Genomic DNA, 16,402 nt, shown 5'->3' on the forward strand with positions numbered 1-16,402 from the left:
GGGTGGTGTGTCTAGTGGCTGGAATGGCCGGTGTTCAGGTCGAAGCACAGAGTGCCCAGGGTGGAGGCGAGCTCTTCCAGGGCGCGGATGTACGTGCGCAGTGCGTGGGGAAGGTGGGTGCGTTCCCACCGCGCCACGTCGTGTTGCCTCTGTACCCACAGCTCTTCAAGACCGGACAGGGCCGGGGCGCTGTCGTCCAAGGCATTCCAGACCAGACCGATCGCTAGGCCGAGGGGTTGTGCCGGGTGGACGTCGAGTTCGGTCTCACCCTTGTGATGGTCCTGGACGGTCCGGAGTGTGGCGCGGAGGTGTCCGATCCGCAGGGCCCGCTGGATCCAGGCCGGCTCGCTGATATGGGCGGGCACTTCGGGCAGGTCGGGGGGCGCCTGGAGGGTGGGCAGCAGTTCGGCCGCAGCTTGCCGGGCCTGGGCCTGGGGATTCCACTCTCCGTCGTGCAGCTGGTGCAGGGCGCTGGCGACGGCCTTGGTGGCGTACTCGACGGCGGGCTGCCAGCGTGGCGGCTGCCCGTCACGGAAAGGTCCGGACGCCAGGTCCCGGCAGCGGTCGCCCAGCAGCAGCGGCGGAGGTTGAAGGCTGCAGACGCCCTTCGTGTCGCGCAGGGCATGGTTGTCGTGCAGGTCGCGGAGCTGATGCCACGTCGCGATCCGCCGGGCCGCCTCCAGCAGTTCGTCCTCCCGCTCCCGCAGCTCCTCCCAGGAGCCGAGAACGGGAGCGGGATCCCAGGCGGGCAGCGGGTCGGCGAACAGGCGCTCGTGGAGGGCGCCGCCCAGCCACCACAGCGGCCGGGCCAGATCCACGTCGTCGATCAGCACCCCCTCGTGTCGGGCCGCACGCCACACGGCCAGCGCCAGAAGCCGGCTCGCGGGCAGCCACCTCTCGTCGCGCTCGCTGACCGCCTCGGGAGTGGAGGAGGCGCCGGAGGCGTACAGGTCGAGGTCGTCCGCGTGGTAGCCGATGTGTCGTTGGGTCAGGACCCATGCCTGGCGTTCGGCCCGCGTCCATGAATCCAGACCGTAGGCGCTGCGGTGGGTCTCCTCCCACGCCTCTTCGTCCAGGACGACCTGCAGCGCCGCTGTGCGCCAGATGACGTTCACCGTGTTGTCGGCAGAGGGCTGGGACAGTTGCACCTCGTAGCCGTGCGGCAGAGGGCCGCACGACAGATCTTGCCGTTCGTCGTCGAAGTACCAGGCGGGGGCGATCACCGTGCCGATGCTGCCGGCGAAGTCCCCTCCGACACCCTGTACTTCGGTGCCGGCAGCCAGGGGACGGTGCAGCTCCTCTTCCAGAGCGTGGCAGACCGCGTCCACGGCAAGCTGATGGCAGACCACGATGGCCGGTTCCGCAGAACCGCGGGCGAGACCACGCGTCATTCCGTCCCACCGCTCCTTCGAAAGGGGCTGGTGGGGGTCGGCGGGCCAGGTACGGGTCAGCCACAGCCAGGTCGCGATCACCGGATCGCTGCTGTCGTCCACCGTCGCGGGATCCGTATCCGTGGACAGGGCCAGGTCCTCGCCGACCAGAGAGGCGGCAAGTTGCCGGACACCGCCGTCCAGGCGCGACAGATGCCACAGCAGCGACCCGAGCGTCACCGCCTCCACACCGCCAGCATTCTGGCGGCCCAGCGCAGCAAGGGAGATGGCCAGCACGTCGCGGGTGCCGGTGTACTCCCAGTTGTTGTCGCTGACGGTCAAGGCGGCGGACGCCAGTTGCTGCGCCCTGGTGACCGCCAGACCCCACTGCCCTGTCATGCCGCGCCTTCCTCAAGCCGACGAGTTCACGCTGTCTTCCTGCCGCATGCTCCCACGCGGCCCGGACAGCAGGGCAGACCACGGTCCGGCCGACGACGGCCCTCGCCCTCCACGGTCGGCGGAGCTATGGCCGGCAACGCTGCCGCCGTCGTCGGCTGGCGTGCCGATCGCCGACGGCAAGGGACCCCTCAGCGTGTCATCGGCCCCTGCCCCGGAGCGACGGCGTACCGCCTGGTGCTCGCTCACCGGAGTGACGGCGAAGGGGAAACAGCGCAACACGAGCCATGGCCAGAGACGATGGACTCGCCCGCCGCCGATCGAGACCGAACAGGGGGACGTCTTGAGGCACTCCGAGAAGCGGATCGCCCTGCTGGACATGCTGTGGGAGCGCGAGCAGGTCGCGCGCGAGGCGTGGGTTGTGGACGGTGTGCCCGTACAGGACCAGCGGCGTGTGGAGGCGCTGGTGAGCGAGGGGCTGGTGGAACTGGCGGACCGAGAGATGCGCGCGGAACTGTCCGCGCGCTTGTCCCGGCCCGTGCGCTGGGCAGCGCGGCTGACCTCCAGCGGCCGTGACGTTCGCACCTACGCGCATGCCCGCCCGCCGCAGACTTTCGGTGAGCCCGAACCAGGGCCCGGAGAACAGCTCGTGGAGTTGCGCCCGGCCCAGATGGACGCGGTACGGGTCTTCGTCCGTCTCGCCCGTGACCTGGCCACGGGGCCGGCCGAGGGGCTCGCCGAGCGAGTGCGCACCGCGCCGTTCAGCCGTACCGACAACCGCTGGCGGCTGTGCCTGACCGAGGAGCAGACCACCTCGGTCGCCTACGCGCTCTACCTGCACCGGCTGAGTAACTCGGAGGCCGAGGCCAACTGCTTCGCCCGCGACTACGGCGTCGTCTACCGGCCCTCCCCGACGACCGGAACCCCGGTCCCGGTCACCCTGGGCCAGTGCACCAGCAGCGTGGGCCGCGGGTGAGCGCTTCGACCCCACGATGTCCGGCCCGTCTCCGGTCACCGCCTGTACGGCTAGGCTCGACTCTCCATCGGGTTGGCGCGTCCGGCGCCGCCGGATGCCGACGATGAGCCGTCCAGCTGTGTGCGGTATCCGGCAGCGGGATCAGAGGCGAAGCTCGTAGACGAGTGTGGAGTGCGAGCCAGGGATGATCAGGTCAGCGGTCTCCACGGGCCGAACGGTTTGGGCGTTCGCGTCACCATGGCCACCGCCGCCTGCGAACCTAGCCCGCGTATGGCCGGGGCGACAGTTCGATCGGTCTTCTGCCGGGGCCGGGAGGACGGAGGTGTCGGAGGGCATGGTGCTGGGCACGGTTGTGGCCATGAAGCACAGCGCGGGCGCGCGTTCACGCGGTAGCTTCGACCGGTCGGCGAACCCGCAGAGCCCCGCGCCTCGTTGACCTTTCCTCCGACCTGCTTGGAGTCACCGTATGACGGGTGTCCTGCCTTCACGGACGCTGCCGGACGAGATGGCCTACCTGCTGCCCACCACGGCGCCGGACGTGTGGCGGGCCGCCGTGGCGCGCGCCGCCCAACTTCTCGCACCCACCTGGGATGAGCACCCCGGCAACATCGGGGCGCTCTCCTTCATTCTGCTCACGCTGTCGGTCGAGCGTGAGCAGTCCCCACAGTCCATCCCCCTGGCCGTCACGGTCGAGAACCTGCGTGCCCAGGGCGGGGAACCGGAGGAGCTGAGCCGGCGGATCGAGGCGGCGGGAGTAACCGCCGGCGTCCTGGGCGCGGGTGACGGTCCCGGCCCGCTGGACACCCTGTGGAGGGACATGAGCAGCTGGCTGGAGGCGCCGGGCGAGCCGATGAGCGACGTACCGGGGCACCCCCCGGTGCTGTGGGCGGCCGTGCGCGGGCTGCACGACGTGATCAGCCCACTGGGCGAAGCTGTCATCCGGCAGACGCCGGTACCGCTGTCATCCCTCGGAGCCCTGACCATCCTGGTCGGCCGCTACGTCCAGATCGTCACTGCCAGTGCCATCCGACCGGTCAAATGCGATACCTGCGCCGGGTGCGAGGGCGGGGTGCTGCGGGTGGACGGCCCCGCGGTCACCTTCGTGTGCGCCGAGGGACACACCACGGCCCACCATCAGCTGGAGGTCCGGCGCGTACGCAACGCCCTCGCGTACGCCGGAGTGCCCATCGGTGCTGCGGTGGCCGTCGAGGGCAACCTCCCCGTCCCCAGCAGTGCCTACGACGAACGGTCCGACCCGCGCCATCTGTCTCGATTTACCGCTGGCATGCTGGCGTGACACACCGCGCGACGCTCACGGGCGCCGGCGTCACCGCGCAGACACCCCTGAGCTGAGTGCTCACCCGGCGCAACAGCCCCGCCGGACGCCGGGCCGCTGCCCGGCATCGCGCCCGAGGAGGCACACCGTGTTCAGGAGCGGGCGGTCGCGGGCGGTGGCGCCAACTCGTCCGGGGCAGGCAGGTGGGTCCGCTGCAGCGACGCCACCCACGCGGGAAGGTTCTCGGAGCCCAGCGTGTACAGCGTCTGCTCGCGGCGCGGCTCGATGACCTGGCCGGACTCGCCCGCGTGTACGGTCGTGGCGTGGGTAGCGTAGGCCCACCACTCCGCAGGGAGCCGTGTGCCGTAGAGCGTTTGCTCGGCGGCGTAGCGGTATTCGATGGTGAGCTGCTCCACGCGCAGCAGTTGGTCGTCCGGGGCGGTGCACTCGGACAGGATGTTGGCCGGACGCCAGCGGGTGTAGGGGTGATGGCCGTCGGTGAAGCGCACCGTGACGTGTTTGACCATCTCCCCGGTCCGGGCCCCGTCGGGCCCGAACCAGTACTCCTCCCAGGACACGTCGACTCCGGCGGTCTGGATGTCGTCGTTGTCCAGCCGAAAGCGGCCGTAGGACGGATCGTCCTCGGGGCGGTAGGTGACGACCGACCGCTCGTGGTGGTCGAACGGGTGGTCACGCGTCGGGCCCTGGACGTGCACCGCGGCGAGATGCGGGACCCGGCTCGCCCAGGTATCGAAGATCCACTTGCCCAGGTGCCAGGCCCCGCAGTCCTGCGCCAGCGAGTCGTCCAGCGTGTTCAGGTTGTGCAGGTGTAGGTACGCGTCGATCCAGGCGTCGAACTCGGCGAACGCGGTGTGCACCGTGACCGACTCGTCGTCGGTCAGGTTGTCGTCGGCGACGATCTCCAGCCGCACCGTCCACCGATGCTGGTGCGGTGGATGGCACATGTGCCAGGACGGCAGAGTCGGCCGGGTATGGACCGCGTCGAAGTCGCCTTCGCGGGTCAACGTCATCATCAGCTTCTCCCTACACCCGTCACAACCAGCCCGCCTGAACGAGCCGCCGCAGGGCCCGTGGTGTGGGCATCCCGGGGGTGCGGCTCGTCAACTCCCTTGCTCCAGACGGTAGACGATCAGGAGGCGCCGCGGTGACCGGACGCCGGAGGTTTCCTGATGCTTATGTCAGACCGCAGTGGTGACTGGTGGTGTCACCTGGCAGCACCGTCGGCCGCTGATCAGTGCCCGGAGTACGTTGACACGCGCCGGAGGCCGATCCAGGAGGCTGGGTACGGAGCCGTGCGCCGCACGGTGCACACGGAGCGCCGTGATGCCCAGCGCATCGACGGCCGCCTGTGTGGTTGCACCGGATCAGGCGACATGTCCTCGTCTGCGACGGAACGGCCGTGCCCGTCGGGTAGTTGCGTGTGAGGATGCGTACCCATAAGTCCCGGATGCCAGTTGCCGGTCGGCGGCATACCGCTCCCGTCTGGGCGGGCGCCGCGATGATGAACATGCTCCCTGCGGGAAGCGACGTTCACCGCGACCGACCTCGCCGACTCCCTGCTCGACGACTGTGATCTGCGCCAGGCCGAATTCGAGGGCGGTACCTATCGCGGCCTAGACCTGCGAGGCAACGACCTGTCCCGGCTGACCGGCGTCACCTCGCTCAAGCACGTGATCACCGACCGGGCACAGACGCTGCAGCTGGCCGAGGCGCTCGCCACGCAGCTGGAGGTCACCTACGGCGAAGACCTCGACGACCAGTAGCCCACATCCCTCCCTCCGGAAGGCACGGCCATGGGACCACGACTGCTCTTTGGGACCGTCAGCGACCTCCGCCGGCGATGCGACGTCGCCTCCGTCCGGCTCACCGGCAGCGAACCCGGCTACGACCCCGGCGCCCTCATCCCCTGCGACGACTGGGAGCCCCTCACCGCCGCCGAGGCGGAGAACCTGCGCCCCAACGACACGACCCCGGACCAGACGCTGATCGAACTCGTCCACCGGCCGCTCCCGAACCTCGACCCCGACGACCTCACCGGCCGCCTCGAAGCCGCCGCCACCCTTGATCCCCTCAACGGCGGCTGGCCTACGACTCTCCTGGGATGCACCGCGAGCCCCGGCAACTGGACCACGACCACCGAAGATTCCACCATCGGTCGCCGCATCGGCCTCCACGTCGACAACTTTGACCGGCTCCCGTACGCCCTACGCCGCATCGGCCGACGACGGCTGTGCCTCAACCTGGGCCCCGGCACCCGCTACCTGCTCATCGGCGACCGCGACGTGCAATACATCTGCCGTACCCTCTACCGCGACCTGGACCACCACTACCCCCACACCGATGATGTGCGCCGCTACGTTGCTGCCGGCCACCGCCTTCGCTGCCTGCGCATACGCTTCGAACCGGGCGACGGCTGCATAGCCCCCACGGAACTGCTTCCGCACGACGGATCCACCGTGGACTCGGCCGAGCCATCCGTCGCTGCGTTCTGGCTAGGACGGCAACCCGAAGCCCACGAACCCTCGTTGCCCTGACCTCCCGCGTACGGCGGTAAGCCTGCTCCCAAGCACGTGGATGGTCGGACGGATCAGGGCTGGTCGATCAACAGCGCGGCGGTCGACGCCAGCGCGCGGAGGGCCCCCGCCTGCTGCTGCGCGGCCGTGCGCGCTGCATCCAGCGGCAGACCCCATACGAGGTGCTGGGCCGACGCCAGATCCGCGGCAACGTCCCCGCGGTGCACCTCCCGCACCATCTGCGTCAGCAAGATGCCCACGGCGCGCGTCGCGGCACCGCTCCGGCCTGGCAGTGCGGTTTCGGCGGTGTCGCCCAAGAGGCCGAGCTGGGTGGCGTCACGGGCGTCGGGTTCCGTGAAGGGCTCGCAGAGGGTCGATCCGGTGAGTCGGAGGATCGTCTCGTGCACCGTTTCGGCGATCTCCTCGGCCAGCTGGTCTGCGGTGCAGACGATGTCGTTGGGGGTCAGCGTGGGCAGCGGCTGTTCACGGATGCGGATGACGTGGTGGCCCGAGGCGGTCAGGTCGGCCGTCTTGTCCAGGTCGCGTTGGACGGCGTCCCGGTGCCAGTAGGCGCCGTCGTACTCCACCGCGACTGGCGTGGGTCCCGGCAGCAGCATGTCGACCCTCCATGACCGGTGACGCCGTCTGCTCCCTTCGGGAGAGGCATGGCGGATTGCGGTGCCTGGGCTGATGAGGGCGGGCAGCCGCCGGCGCAGGGCCGTGAAGATCTCCTGTTCCCGCCGCGAAATGCCCCTCTTCCCGCACCGGGGGCACCCCGTGCCTGCCACGTGCCGGTTGTTGACCGAGGTCTTCCACCGGTGGCTGTCGTCGCGCGCGCACCGCCACCACACGCTCTGCACGGTTGTGAGCGGGCCGGTGAGGTCCACCCCTGGAGTGTTCTCCTCGTGCTCGACGTCGTATTCGGCCAGCAGGTCGGGGCGCAGGTAGGCCAGCGACCGGCTGCTCGGAGCTAGCCCGGTCCACCCTGCTTCGATCAGCATGGTCACCCAGCCCTGACGGGCACGGCCCAGGCGCCGCTGCTGAGCCTGCCGCCACAGAAGGTAGTTGCCGTCCACGGGAAGCTCGCGCGCCCCTTCACGCAGGAAGACCTCGGTCAGGGCCTGCTCCTGGTCGTGTAGCCACCGAATCGCCGCGCGGCGCTGCGGATCGTCCTGTTCAGGCACGTCACTGGCGTTTCGGGGGCACGGGAGGAGCCCTCCGGGCCTCGGTACGGGTCTATCGCTCATGTCCCCGGGGTATAGCAGCCGCCACCGACAACGCTCCTGCGAAATCCACAACGCCTGGGCCGAGTTCAGTACGGCCGCCGCAGCGGTCACGGTCGCCGGACCGCGCGCCACGGCCGACGCCGCCGATGTCCTGCGCACTGCCGACATTCAAAATGCCGCCATGGACTGGCTGCCCGTCGTACGAGAAGCCGGGCACGGGCGTCTGGAGAGAGCGATGCCCGGTTCCTAGCGCCGGCCGGACGAGGACTTCCAGGCTGCTGCACGAGCAGCCCTCAACCCCGAGCTGCCGTGACCCGAAGGGCCCGGCCCTCGGCCCAACTTCCCCGACGGTGAGGGACATCGCTTGTCCTCGCAACGTCAGGGGGGCGTCCTTCGACCTGCTTCCCGTTCACAGCGTGCCCATGCCGCCCTTGCCCGCGCCGGGACCTACCGGTGGCGCTGTGCTCAGGTACCGCCGGGACCCGTTTCGTACCTGCCCGGATGGTCGCCGCCTGCCAGGAGGCCCCGACCAGGCCCGGATGGGAACGAATACTCGAACATTCCGCCATTCGCAACGGGGGGACTTCGGCCAACCTCACATGCCTTGTTGATCTTCGTGAGGTGATCAGCGGAAAATCATACGACTGCTTTCTCTTTTCATGAGTACGCCCTTTCGAGGGACGGTGCGGGCGCTGTGGTGCCGCTAATATCTCGATCACTTCCGTCGGCTGGTGCAATTGCAGGGGTGGCTGCGACCGGTTGGGGGGCGGTGTTGTGTGTCGGGTGCGAGGGGCTTGTGGCCGCTGCGTCGGCGCTGGTCAGCGGTGAAGGGAAGGTGTTCAATGGGCGGCTACGTCAACGGAGTGGCGGCGGACAGCATTGACGGGGCGGACTGGGTGAAGGCGTCGGCGAGTGACGCGTATGCCGACTGTGTCGAGGTTGCGCGGCTAGGTGAAAATGAAGTCGCCATGCGCAATTCACGCTTTCCTGGCGGGCCGGCGCTGGTGTTCACGTGTTCGGAATTGCGGGCGTTTCTCAGTGGTGCCGCCGGTGGCGAGTTCGATACCTTGACTGTCTGAAATGGGTTGGCTACGGGTTGTGGCGGCAGGGGTGACTGTTCATGCTTGGCGCGCGGCGTGGAGTGCGCCGCACGCGCGCAAGGAGTAGTCACTGTGGCCGGTCGAGCCCTTGGCCTTGTGGGCGGCGGCGATGAGCTGCCGTCCGATCCGCATGCCGCAGCACGCCTCGTCGGGGCCGTGCTGCGGCAGCACCGTGTCGAGCGGGGGCTGCGCCTGGCCGATGTCGTGGGGCAGGTGCCGGGGATCAATTCGGTCTCGACGCTGAGCCGGTACGAGACCGGACGTACGAAGCTGAATGAGGACACCGTCGTCGGGCTGTTCCGCTTCTACGGCACTATCGACACCGCCTCCCTGGCCGAGGCCCGCGCCTTGGTGAAGCAGTCGCGGAAGCAGGAGTGGTGGGCGCCCTATCAGGATGTGGTGCCCACCGCGCTGAGCCGCCTGTTCGCTCTGGAGTCCGTCGCGACCGACATCCATACCTACCAGGCGTTTCATGTGCCCGGGCTGTTGCAGACGGCGGACTACGCCCGGGCGGTGATGCGCGCACCCCATCGCAAGCTTGTCGACGCACACGCGCAGCGGGAGAGCGAGGAGCAGGTCCGCAGGAGGCTGCATGTGCGGATGCAGCGCCAGCATCTGCTGGATCAGCCGCATGCCCCCGAGTACTGCGCGTTGATCGACGAGGCCGTGCTGAACAAGCCGACCGGTGGACGGGCGGTGATGCGCGGCCAGTTGCGCAGTCTGTACAACCAGGCCGAGAACAAGACACGCATCCACATCCGCATCCTGCCGTTCGCGGCGGCCGAGCAGGCCACGCCCCTGACGTCGGCGATGACCATCTTCAAGCTTCCCGCCGAGTACGGGGGCGACATGGTCTACGTCGAGACGACCAACCGGCCGCAGGCTGGCACCTACCTGACCGACACCGATGAGGTGGAGGCGCACAGAGCGTCCATGGAGGAGCTGTTGACGCTGGCCGGCACCAAGGATGACACGCTCGGAATGCTGCAGACGTACATCGACAAGCTGGCCGACTAGCGTCACAGGCTGGTCAGGGGATGCGGGCGACACCCCCGTATTCGATCCATTCCTGGGTCGCCTGCCGGGGACCGAGATCGCTGTCGGGTCTCCAGCGCGACACCTCGACCGGTTCGTCGGTCTCCAGGAGCTCCAGTCCGTCGAAGAACCGGTTGACTTCACGCAGCGAACGCACTCTGCCCCAGGCGCCGTGCGTGATGTCCTTCATGAAGGCAGTGATCTTCTCACGCAGTTCGGCGTCGTTACTGGCGAGCTGCGAGATGACCATATAGCTGCCCGGCGGCAGGCGGCCGGCCACCCGGCGAATCAGAGCCCACGGGTCGTCGCGGTCGGGAATGCAGTGCAGCACCGAGACGAACAACGCCGCCACCGGCCGCCGATCCCGCAGCAGATGCCTGACCTCACGGCTGGCGAAGATGGTGTCGATGTGACGCAGGTCAGCCTGTAACACCGCAGTGGTGGTGGGATCCTCGGCCAGCATCATCAGGCCGTGCGCCACCACAATCGGGTCGTTGTCGATGTACACGACCTCACTGGACGGGTCGGCCTCTTGAGCCACCTGGTGCACATTCGGCCTGGTCGGCAAGCCGGATCCGTAATCGATGAAACGGCGCACACCGCACTCGGCCGCGAGATACCGCACCGCACGGACAAGAAACGCCCGATTAATCAACGCGAGTTCTCTGCTGCTCGGAGCCATCCGAAGGAGCTCGGCGCATGCCTCGCGATCAGCAACGTAATTGTCAGTCCCGCCGAGCAGAAAATCGTACATTCTGGCAACGCTGGGTGTACTGACGTTAATAGGAATGAGCTGCTCCCCACGCTCGCAGCTGCGCCCCTCCCCGCGGACGGCGCAGGCCCCTTGGTCGAGTAGGTAGCCCATGTTAGAAGTTGCCAGCCCACAAGGGCTACCCACGTCCACCAACGGGGGAAACATCTCCTGCGCACAACACCCGCCGCCGTCGCTCCCCGAATACAACCGGCGCACTTCTGACCGACACTGACCGCCTTGAGGATGCGCGACGCATATGCCAGTCCAGCGTGACGGCAGGGGCAGTCAGCTTGTCCAGCGCCTGCTTCCGTAAAAGACATACGTCCGTGGCGTCCAGCCCCATCGCATCAGCGGCCTGCTGCGGGGACAATCCCAGCTTGTAGCTCAGCAACCACGCGTCCGCCTCCTGCCGCGACAGGACATGGTGCAGATGGTGAACGCCCTCCGTCCGGTGCGCACTCGTCCACGCCCCCAGCAGCTCCCACGCCACGGCAGCGGGTGAGCGGCTCTGCAGCGCCTGCGACCAGGCCAGCGCCAGATCCCCCAGAGCCGCCCGGACCAACTCGACTCCCTCATGCGCCGATCCGACGCTGGCCGCGGCATAGCGGCAGTACACGCTCCAGCGGTCACTGCAAAAGGCGGCGTACGCCAGCGGCATGCTCAGCATCACATCATCACGCGCCCGGGACCGCGACCCGGCCGGCACCGTGCTCGCCGCCGCAACAGGCGTCGCCTGTCTCGAAATCGTCCTCACGCTGCACTCCTCCTGCCGGGCCTCCCGGACGACGGTCGGCGCGGCCTTTCGTCTGCGATCCGCGCAGCAGGGGCCACAAGGGAGCACCCCGAGCGGCGGGCGTGCTCCCTTGCGGCTCTCACAGCCGGAGGCGTGGATCTTCATCCGGTGAGCCGGCACGGTGAGGCAGGCCACTCAGCCATACGGCCGCGCCGGCCGGCTCAACAGGCACCGCGCCTTCTCACATGCCGGGTGTGTGCCGGCGAACGCGCAGGTAGGACACGGCACTTCGATCCGACCAAGCCGTCGCCGTCAGCATCAACAACGCCTCCGACTGCAGCGGCTCGGAGCGCGCGGCCGCCACGGCAAGGGCCGCTCCGACCAGCAGGGAACTGAAGCGCAGCGTCACCATGAAGACGCTCGACAGGGCGGTTTGAACAATCGCGTGGAGCGGAATGCTAACGTCGGAAGATGCTGGCAGGAGGTTCGCCAACTTCCGGCAGACGTGCTGAATCAATTCGGGCTCCTATCAGTTCGGTTGAGACGGGCACGAAGGGCTTCGAGGCAGACGACCAATCGACTCGAAGCCCTTTCCCATGCCCGGACCGAAACCGTAGTCCGGCCAACAGCCGTTCGCACCGTCCTACAAAATTGCAAACGGAACCCGGAACTCACCCAGCAGGCGCCGTCGAAGGTCACCGCAAGCAACCACCACGCACACCTAATGCCAAAAAGTGCCACCTTCCGCCCCGGAATGCTCCTGGGCGGTCAGATACCGACACCATCACCTGAAAGTCGACCTATAGCCACAGCGCCAACGCCACTCGTTCAGGTGAGGTGTGGGTGTGCGATTCCCGACCGCTCATGCAAATGCACCGATGGATGACCAGACGGGAATGCGTTGGCATGTCGCGTACCGGCCTTCGGACCGTGACGGCTTGGGCGTCGGGCCACACGTCCATGACTGCTCCTGCGCGGCTGCCGATCGGCGGCCTACTTCGGTCTCAAGCGGCGCCCATGTCGGCCAGCTCCCCGGGCAGGGCGTCGACCAGGGCCCGCTGTTCGTCCGGGCGGTTACCGGAGGTGCCCGACCAGCTCGTGCCATTGGGAACTGCACGTCGATCGAGATGGTCGCCGACGCCCTTGATAGCTCTGCCCGACCAGCCGGACTGACCCTCTTGCAGGCCAATCGGCCACTGCGCCTACGGGGGACAGGCGGCCGTCTTGTCTTCCCGTACAGCCGGAGCGTCCGAGTGCACACGGCCTGGTGCCGTCAGAGCACCCCAGGCCCGCAAAAAGGTGCCGCCCCTCGGCGGCGGTGGGGACGGGGCGGCGCCTGCGCAACCTCAGGGGCGACACCGGGCTGGACCGTCAGCGACGATCTCGTCCGGCAGAGGAGATGTCGGCGCACTCAGCCCGCCTGGCGCCCGATCTCTATCCGGTGATCACGGCACGGACCGCGAGGAAGCGGATGGTGAAGGGGTGGCCTGTCCCCAAGGACTCCCTGCCGGCCGCGACCACTTCCTCGATCAGGGTTCGGGCCTCGTGCTCCCGGCCTGCGGCGTCCAGCACCAGCGCCATGTCCGCGCGGGCGCGCAGCGTATGAGGGTGCCGGGGTCCCTGGTGCTGCACCCGGGTGGCGATGACGTGGCGGGCCACCGTTTCTGCCTCTTCCCGCTTGCCGAGACTGCGCAACGTCACCAGCAGCAGGTGGTTGGCGGCCAAGGTGTCCCGGTGCTCAGCTCCGAGCACTCTGTCGGTGTCGGTCACGGTGGCGCGGACGAGGGGCAGGGCTTGCATCGGCGTGGTACGGGACATCACCCAGGCCAGAGCGAGGCGGGAGGTGAGGGCTGCCGGATGGTCGGCATCGAGGGCGTGCAGCGCGCGGTCGACGGCGGTGCGGGCGAGCTTGTATGCGTCCGGCCACCGGAGCTGTTCACCGAGGTTTTCCGCCAGCCGGGCTGTGGTGATCACGGTGGCTGGGTGGTGGGGGCCCAGGAGGTTCTCCTGCCCCGCCAGGGCGCGCCGCAGTTGGGACTCGCCGGCGGCGAAGTCGCCGAGCCCGTACAGCGCGAGCGCATAGTCGGCACGAACCTGCAGGGTGCTGGCGTCCTCGGTGTCCGCTCCGGTGTACGAGCTGTCCAGAAGCTGGGCGTACAGCCGCTCGGATGTGGTGAAGTCGCCTGTGTGCAGGGCGTGTTCGGCTTGCTGTCGTATGTCGTCGTTGATGGTGGCTGCGGTCATCGGCTGATGTCTTCTCTCGGGTGCAAGGTGTCCGTGCCCCGGCGCGCTGTGCGGCGCGGGCGTGTGTGAACGGTGCGACGGGTCTGTCAGGGCTTTCCCAGGGGAAGGGCGGCAAGCGGCTCCCAGGTCATCTCCCAGCGCACGCCGCCGTCCGGTACCGGATGGGCGGTCCACCGCACGTCGAGCAGGTGGAGGTGGGACACGGTCAGCCGCGCGTGGCTGGGACTGATCCGGCGCAGGGCGCTCTGGAGCGGGTCGGAGTCGGCGCTGTCATACGCGTAGCCAAGCGCCGCGTGTCCGCGACCGCCCTCGTGCGCGATCGCTGGGGAGTCGTGTACCTCCCACAGGGCGGCACGCGACAGGTTCTGCAGGGCGGTGAGACCCTGGTCAGGATAGGTGTCTAGAGGGCTCCGGTGCGGTTGGCAATGGGTGAGCCGCACAGCACGGTGAACGGATCGAGGCCGGCGAGCCGGGCCGTCAAAGCGGAGATGAGGCGCGTGCGCTGGCCCGCGCTGATGTGCTCGCTGGTAGCCCAGGCGTCGATCTCGATCGTGATGTGGATCAGGTCGTCGGGCAGGCACCAGATCGGATACTCCTGCACGACTGTCCGACACTCGGCGACGAGGCCGAACAGTTCGGTGTCCACGGCCGGGTCGGGCAGGACGTACAGGGACAGTGCGCTGCTCCCGGACACCCACGGCCGGCGCTGGAAGACCGGCTCGAATGGCTTCATGCCTGAAGTCCCACTTCATGATGGCCGAGGGGGATTTCGTGCACACGGGTGAACGTGTAGGCATTCGCCGCAGGGTCCTGCCGCTCCAGGACGAGCCACACAGAGGAGATGGTCGCCGAGATGCGGCTGCCCGGGCGCAGGCCCCGGCCGAGTTCGGAGGCGAGGCGGTCCGAACGCTCGGCCTGCTCGGGCGTGTCGGTGTTCGTCAGGCCGTAGCCGCCGGTCATGTGCCCCCAGTAGTACTTTGCCAGGGGCGGCAGTACCAGGCCGGCAGCGAGGAGTCCGGCCCGTACGCGAAGGTAGCACTCATGTAGCTCGGCTTCTGGAAAGACATCGGCCACGGCGGCGGAGGCGGAGGCGCGGGGCGGGCCGATCTCGATATCGATCGGTTGTAGGCCGGAGAGTTCGTGCTGGAGGGCCGGGGCGGCGTCGTGGAGCCGCTGCGCGTCCACGTGCCTGCCCTGGGTGTCGAACCGCTCGATCTTCTGGACCGTCGCGTGCAGGTCCTCATCGGCGACCGGCGTGATCAGCTCGGGGTAGCGGTTGAGGATCTCGCGCATGCGGGCGAAGTACTCAAGGACCTGGGGCTGGTCGTGCGGCAGCCACAGCACATGCGGCAGGATCCGGTCCTCCTCCGGTGCATCCGCCGGGGCCCATAGCCGCTCCTGGCTCAGGAACCGCCTCACCGGTTGCCCCCCTCAGTTGTGATCTTTGCGGGGTCGATGTCGATGAAAGGGGACAGATGGTCGGAAGCCTCGCGAGCGGCCGGGGTGTCGTGGGTGCCGTAGGCGATCAGTGAGGGTGCGGCGGGCCTGGTGGCGAGGATGAGGTCGATCCGCCGCTCGCCGAACGGGTCCGGATCGCCGCGTCCGTCTTCCCAGTGCCCGACCGTCGGATGCCAGGGCACGCCGAGGTGGGCGGCGGTGTCGACCATGAAACCGCGGCGCAGTAGGGCTTCGGTCTGGCGCCGGTCGGCCAGCTGCTCGCCGCCGATGGTGCCGTCGAGGACCTGGTACTCCAGGTCGTCGTGGTCGTGGTCTTGGTAGACCTCGTGGTCGTAGTAGTGGGGCTGGCCGTTGGGGCCGGTGACTTGGGCTGCGGAGAGCGCGTTGAAGTCGCCGAGCAGGAAGCCGGGCTTCGCACCGCCGGGGGTGCGGAACCTGCCCTTGATGCTCCAGGCTTCAGACAGGCGGGCGTTCTTGTTGAAGGGGTGTCCGTGGTAGACACCCACGGTGACTGGTTCGCCGGCGCCCAGGTCGAAGCGGGCGGTGGTGAGGCCGTGCCAGAAGTCGCCGTCACGGATCGGCCGGTAGCTGCCGGGAACGATGCCCACGCTCTGTTCTCGCCATATCCCGGCGGTGTACCAGGACCGTTGGCTGTTGGACGACATGCAGATGCCGTAGGGGCGTCCCCGCGTGACGGGGACGGCGGCTGTCAGGCCACAGTCCTTGGCGAAGGCCGCGATCGTCTGGGCGGCTACGGTGTCCCACTGGGCGCGGGGCGTTTCGTCCTCGTCGACCACGACCTCCTGGACGCCGAGCAGATCGGGTGCGAGTTCACGGACGGCGGTGACGCGGGCATCCCAGGCTGTGCTGCCACGAGCGTCGAGGCGGAGCTTGTAGGCGTTGAGGTTGGCAATGCGAAGGGACACGGATTCCTTTCCAGAGCTGAGTTGAACGGACGGAGCCAAAGGGCTGGCGAGCCGCGGGCATCAGGTGCCTGCGGACACGCCAGTCCGGGCAGCAGACGGCGATGGGTCGGCGAAGGGGGTGAAGTGGGCCGGCGGATGGTCGATGGGAAGGAGAGGACGCCAGGCAGTGAGTGCTTGGGCGCTGCTCTCTCCCAGGTCCGGGGGCAGGCAGTCCAGAGGCCACCAGCGCCATCGGCCGACGGTCACACCGCTCTGGTCCGCTGGTCTTCCCTGCCAGTTTGACGGCGGCCAGTGGATACTCCCCGTAGGCGGCCGTTTATCTAGCACTCTGTGGCCGCGAGCTTCCCCACTGGCGGCCGGATACCTCCCCGGAC

General features: G+C 68.5%; 17 protein-coding genes and 1 pseudogene. 8 read left to right on the forward strand and 10 right to left on the reverse strand.

Annotated features, from left to right (window positions below; all coding sequences use genetic code 11):
- Window positions 1-11: 11 nt before the first annotated feature.
- Complete coding sequence (locus ACFU95_RS18485) at window positions 12-1,769, reverse strand: hypothetical protein (RefSeq protein ID WP_383828428.1); 1,758 nt, start codon at window positions 1,767-1,769, stop codon at window positions 12-14.
- A gap of 340 nt (window positions 1,770-2,109) precedes the next feature.
- Here ACFU95_RS18485 and ACFU95_RS18490 point away from each other — a divergent pair, with 340 nt between their 5' ends.
- Both ACFU95_RS18490 and ACFU95_RS18495 read left to right on the forward strand, forming a co-directional pair.
- Window positions 2,110-2,742 carry a DUF6417 family protein gene (locus tag ACFU95_RS18490; protein WP_383828430.1) on the forward strand — a complete coding sequence of 211 codons (633 nt, stop codon included), beginning with the start codon at window positions 2,110-2,112 and terminating at the stop codon, window positions 2,740-2,742.
- Window positions 2,743-3,208: 466 nt separating this feature from the next.
- Window positions 3,209-4,039 (forward strand): hypothetical protein, encoded by an 831-nt coding sequence (locus ACFU95_RS18495; RefSeq protein WP_383828432.1) that lies wholly within the window; start codon window positions 3,209-3,211, stop codon window positions 4,037-4,039.
- Between the two features lie 131 nt (window positions 4,040-4,170).
- On the opposite strand, the gene ACFU95_RS18500 is transcribed toward ACFU95_RS18495, so the two are convergent.
- The gene (locus ACFU95_RS18500) at window positions 4,171-5,052 is read right to left on the reverse strand and encodes a 6-carboxytetrahydropterin synthase (RefSeq protein WP_383828434.1); all 882 of its coding nucleotides are present in this window, start codon (window positions 5,050-5,052) and stop codon (window positions 4,171-4,173) included.
- Window positions 5,053-5,553: 501 nt separating this feature from the next.
- Between ACFU95_RS18500 and ACFU95_RS18505 the strand changes: the two are divergent.
- A pseudogene (locus ACFU95_RS18505) lies at window positions 5,554-5,625 on the forward strand (hypothetical protein); the annotation flags it as partial.
- Window positions 5,626-5,832: 207 nt separating this feature from the next.
- Window positions 5,833-6,573, forward strand: a complete 741-nt coding sequence (locus ACFU95_RS18510) for a hypothetical protein (protein ID WP_383828436.1) — start codon at window positions 5,833-5,835, stop codon at window positions 6,571-6,573.
- A 53-nt stretch (window positions 6,574-6,626) separates the two neighbouring features.
- Here ACFU95_RS18510 and ACFU95_RS18515 read toward each other — a convergent pair whose 3' ends face one another.
- Complete coding sequence (locus tag ACFU95_RS18515; RefSeq protein WP_383828438.1) at window positions 6,627-7,736, reverse strand: zinc-ribbon domain-containing protein; 1,110 nt, start codon at window positions 7,734-7,736, stop codon at window positions 6,627-6,629.
- A 61-nt stretch (window positions 7,737-7,797) separates the two neighbouring features.
- Here ACFU95_RS18515 and ACFU95_RS18520 point away from each other — a divergent pair, with 61 nt between their 5' ends.
- From ACFU95_RS18520 to ACFU95_RS18530, 3 genes are all read left to right on the forward strand, one after another.
- The gene (locus ACFU95_RS18520) at window positions 7,798-8,028 is read left to right on the forward strand and encodes a hypothetical protein (protein ID WP_383828440.1); all 231 of its coding nucleotides are present in this window, start codon (window positions 7,798-7,800) and stop codon (window positions 8,026-8,028) included.
- Window positions 8,029-8,620: 592 nt separating this feature from the next.
- A complete protein-coding gene (locus ACFU95_RS18525; protein WP_383828442.1) occupies window positions 8,621-8,857 on the forward strand; it encodes a DUF397 domain-containing protein in 237 nt (78 codons plus the stop codon).
- 93 nt (window positions 8,858-8,950) lie between these two features.
- Window positions 8,951-9,895, forward strand: a complete 945-nt coding sequence (locus tag ACFU95_RS18530) for a helix-turn-helix transcriptional regulator (protein WP_383828444.1) — start codon at window positions 8,951-8,953, stop codon at window positions 9,893-9,895.
- A gap of 13 nt (window positions 9,896-9,908) precedes the next feature.
- Here ACFU95_RS18530 and ACFU95_RS18535 read toward each other — a convergent pair whose 3' ends face one another.
- A complete protein-coding gene (locus tag ACFU95_RS18535) occupies window positions 9,909-10,697 on the reverse strand; it encodes an SAM-dependent methyltransferase (RefSeq protein ID WP_383828486.1) in 789 nt (262 codons plus the stop codon).
- Window positions 10,698-11,323: 626 nt separating this feature from the next.
- Here ACFU95_RS18535 and ACFU95_RS18540 point away from each other — a divergent pair.
- Window positions 11,324-11,572 carry a hypothetical protein gene (locus ACFU95_RS18540; RefSeq protein WP_383828446.1) on the forward strand — a complete coding sequence of 83 codons (249 nt, stop codon included), beginning with the start codon at window positions 11,324-11,326 and terminating at the stop codon, window positions 11,570-11,572.
- Window positions 11,573-11,641: 69 nt separating this feature from the next.
- Here ACFU95_RS18540 and ACFU95_RS18545 read toward each other — a convergent pair whose 3' ends face one another.
- From ACFU95_RS18545 to ACFU95_RS18570, 6 genes are all read right to left on the reverse strand, one after another.
- Entirely contained in the window at window positions 11,642-11,917 is a 276-nt protein-coding gene (locus tag ACFU95_RS18545) for a hypothetical protein (protein ID WP_383828448.1), read from the reverse strand.
- 917 nt (window positions 11,918-12,834) lie between these two features.
- Window positions 12,835-13,644, reverse strand: a complete 810-nt coding sequence (locus ACFU95_RS18550; RefSeq protein ID WP_383828450.1) for a tetratricopeptide repeat protein — start codon at window positions 13,642-13,644, stop codon at window positions 12,835-12,837.
- A gap of 86 nt (window positions 13,645-13,730) precedes the next feature.
- On the reverse strand, window positions 13,731-14,084 hold the full coding sequence (locus ACFU95_RS18555) for a hypothetical protein (RefSeq protein WP_383828452.1): 354 nt from the start codon (window positions 14,082-14,084) through the stop codon (window positions 13,731-13,733).
- Window positions 14,045-14,377, reverse strand: a complete 333-nt coding sequence (locus ACFU95_RS18560) for a hypothetical protein (RefSeq protein ID WP_383828454.1) — start codon at window positions 14,375-14,377, stop codon at window positions 14,045-14,047. Before ACFU95_RS18560 ends, ACFU95_RS18555 begins: the two co-directional genes overlap by 40 nt.
- The gene (locus ACFU95_RS18565; protein ID WP_383828456.1) at window positions 14,374-15,063 is read right to left on the reverse strand and encodes a hypothetical protein; all 690 of its coding nucleotides are present in this window, start codon (window positions 15,061-15,063) and stop codon (window positions 14,374-14,376) included. Before ACFU95_RS18565 ends, ACFU95_RS18560 begins: the two co-directional genes overlap by 4 nt.
- Complete coding sequence (locus ACFU95_RS18570; RefSeq protein WP_383828458.1) at window positions 15,060-16,028, reverse strand: endonuclease/exonuclease/phosphatase family protein; 969 nt, start codon at window positions 16,026-16,028, stop codon at window positions 15,060-15,062. Before ACFU95_RS18570 ends, ACFU95_RS18565 begins: the two co-directional genes overlap by 4 nt.
- Window positions 16,029-16,402: the final 374 nt, after the last annotated feature.

Origin of the sequence: Streptomyces sp. NPDC057623 (assembly GCF_042800355.1) — a bacterium.
In the GTDB taxonomy this organism is placed as follows: domain Bacteria; phylum Actinomycetota; class Actinomycetes; order Streptomycetales; family Streptomycetaceae; genus Streptomyces.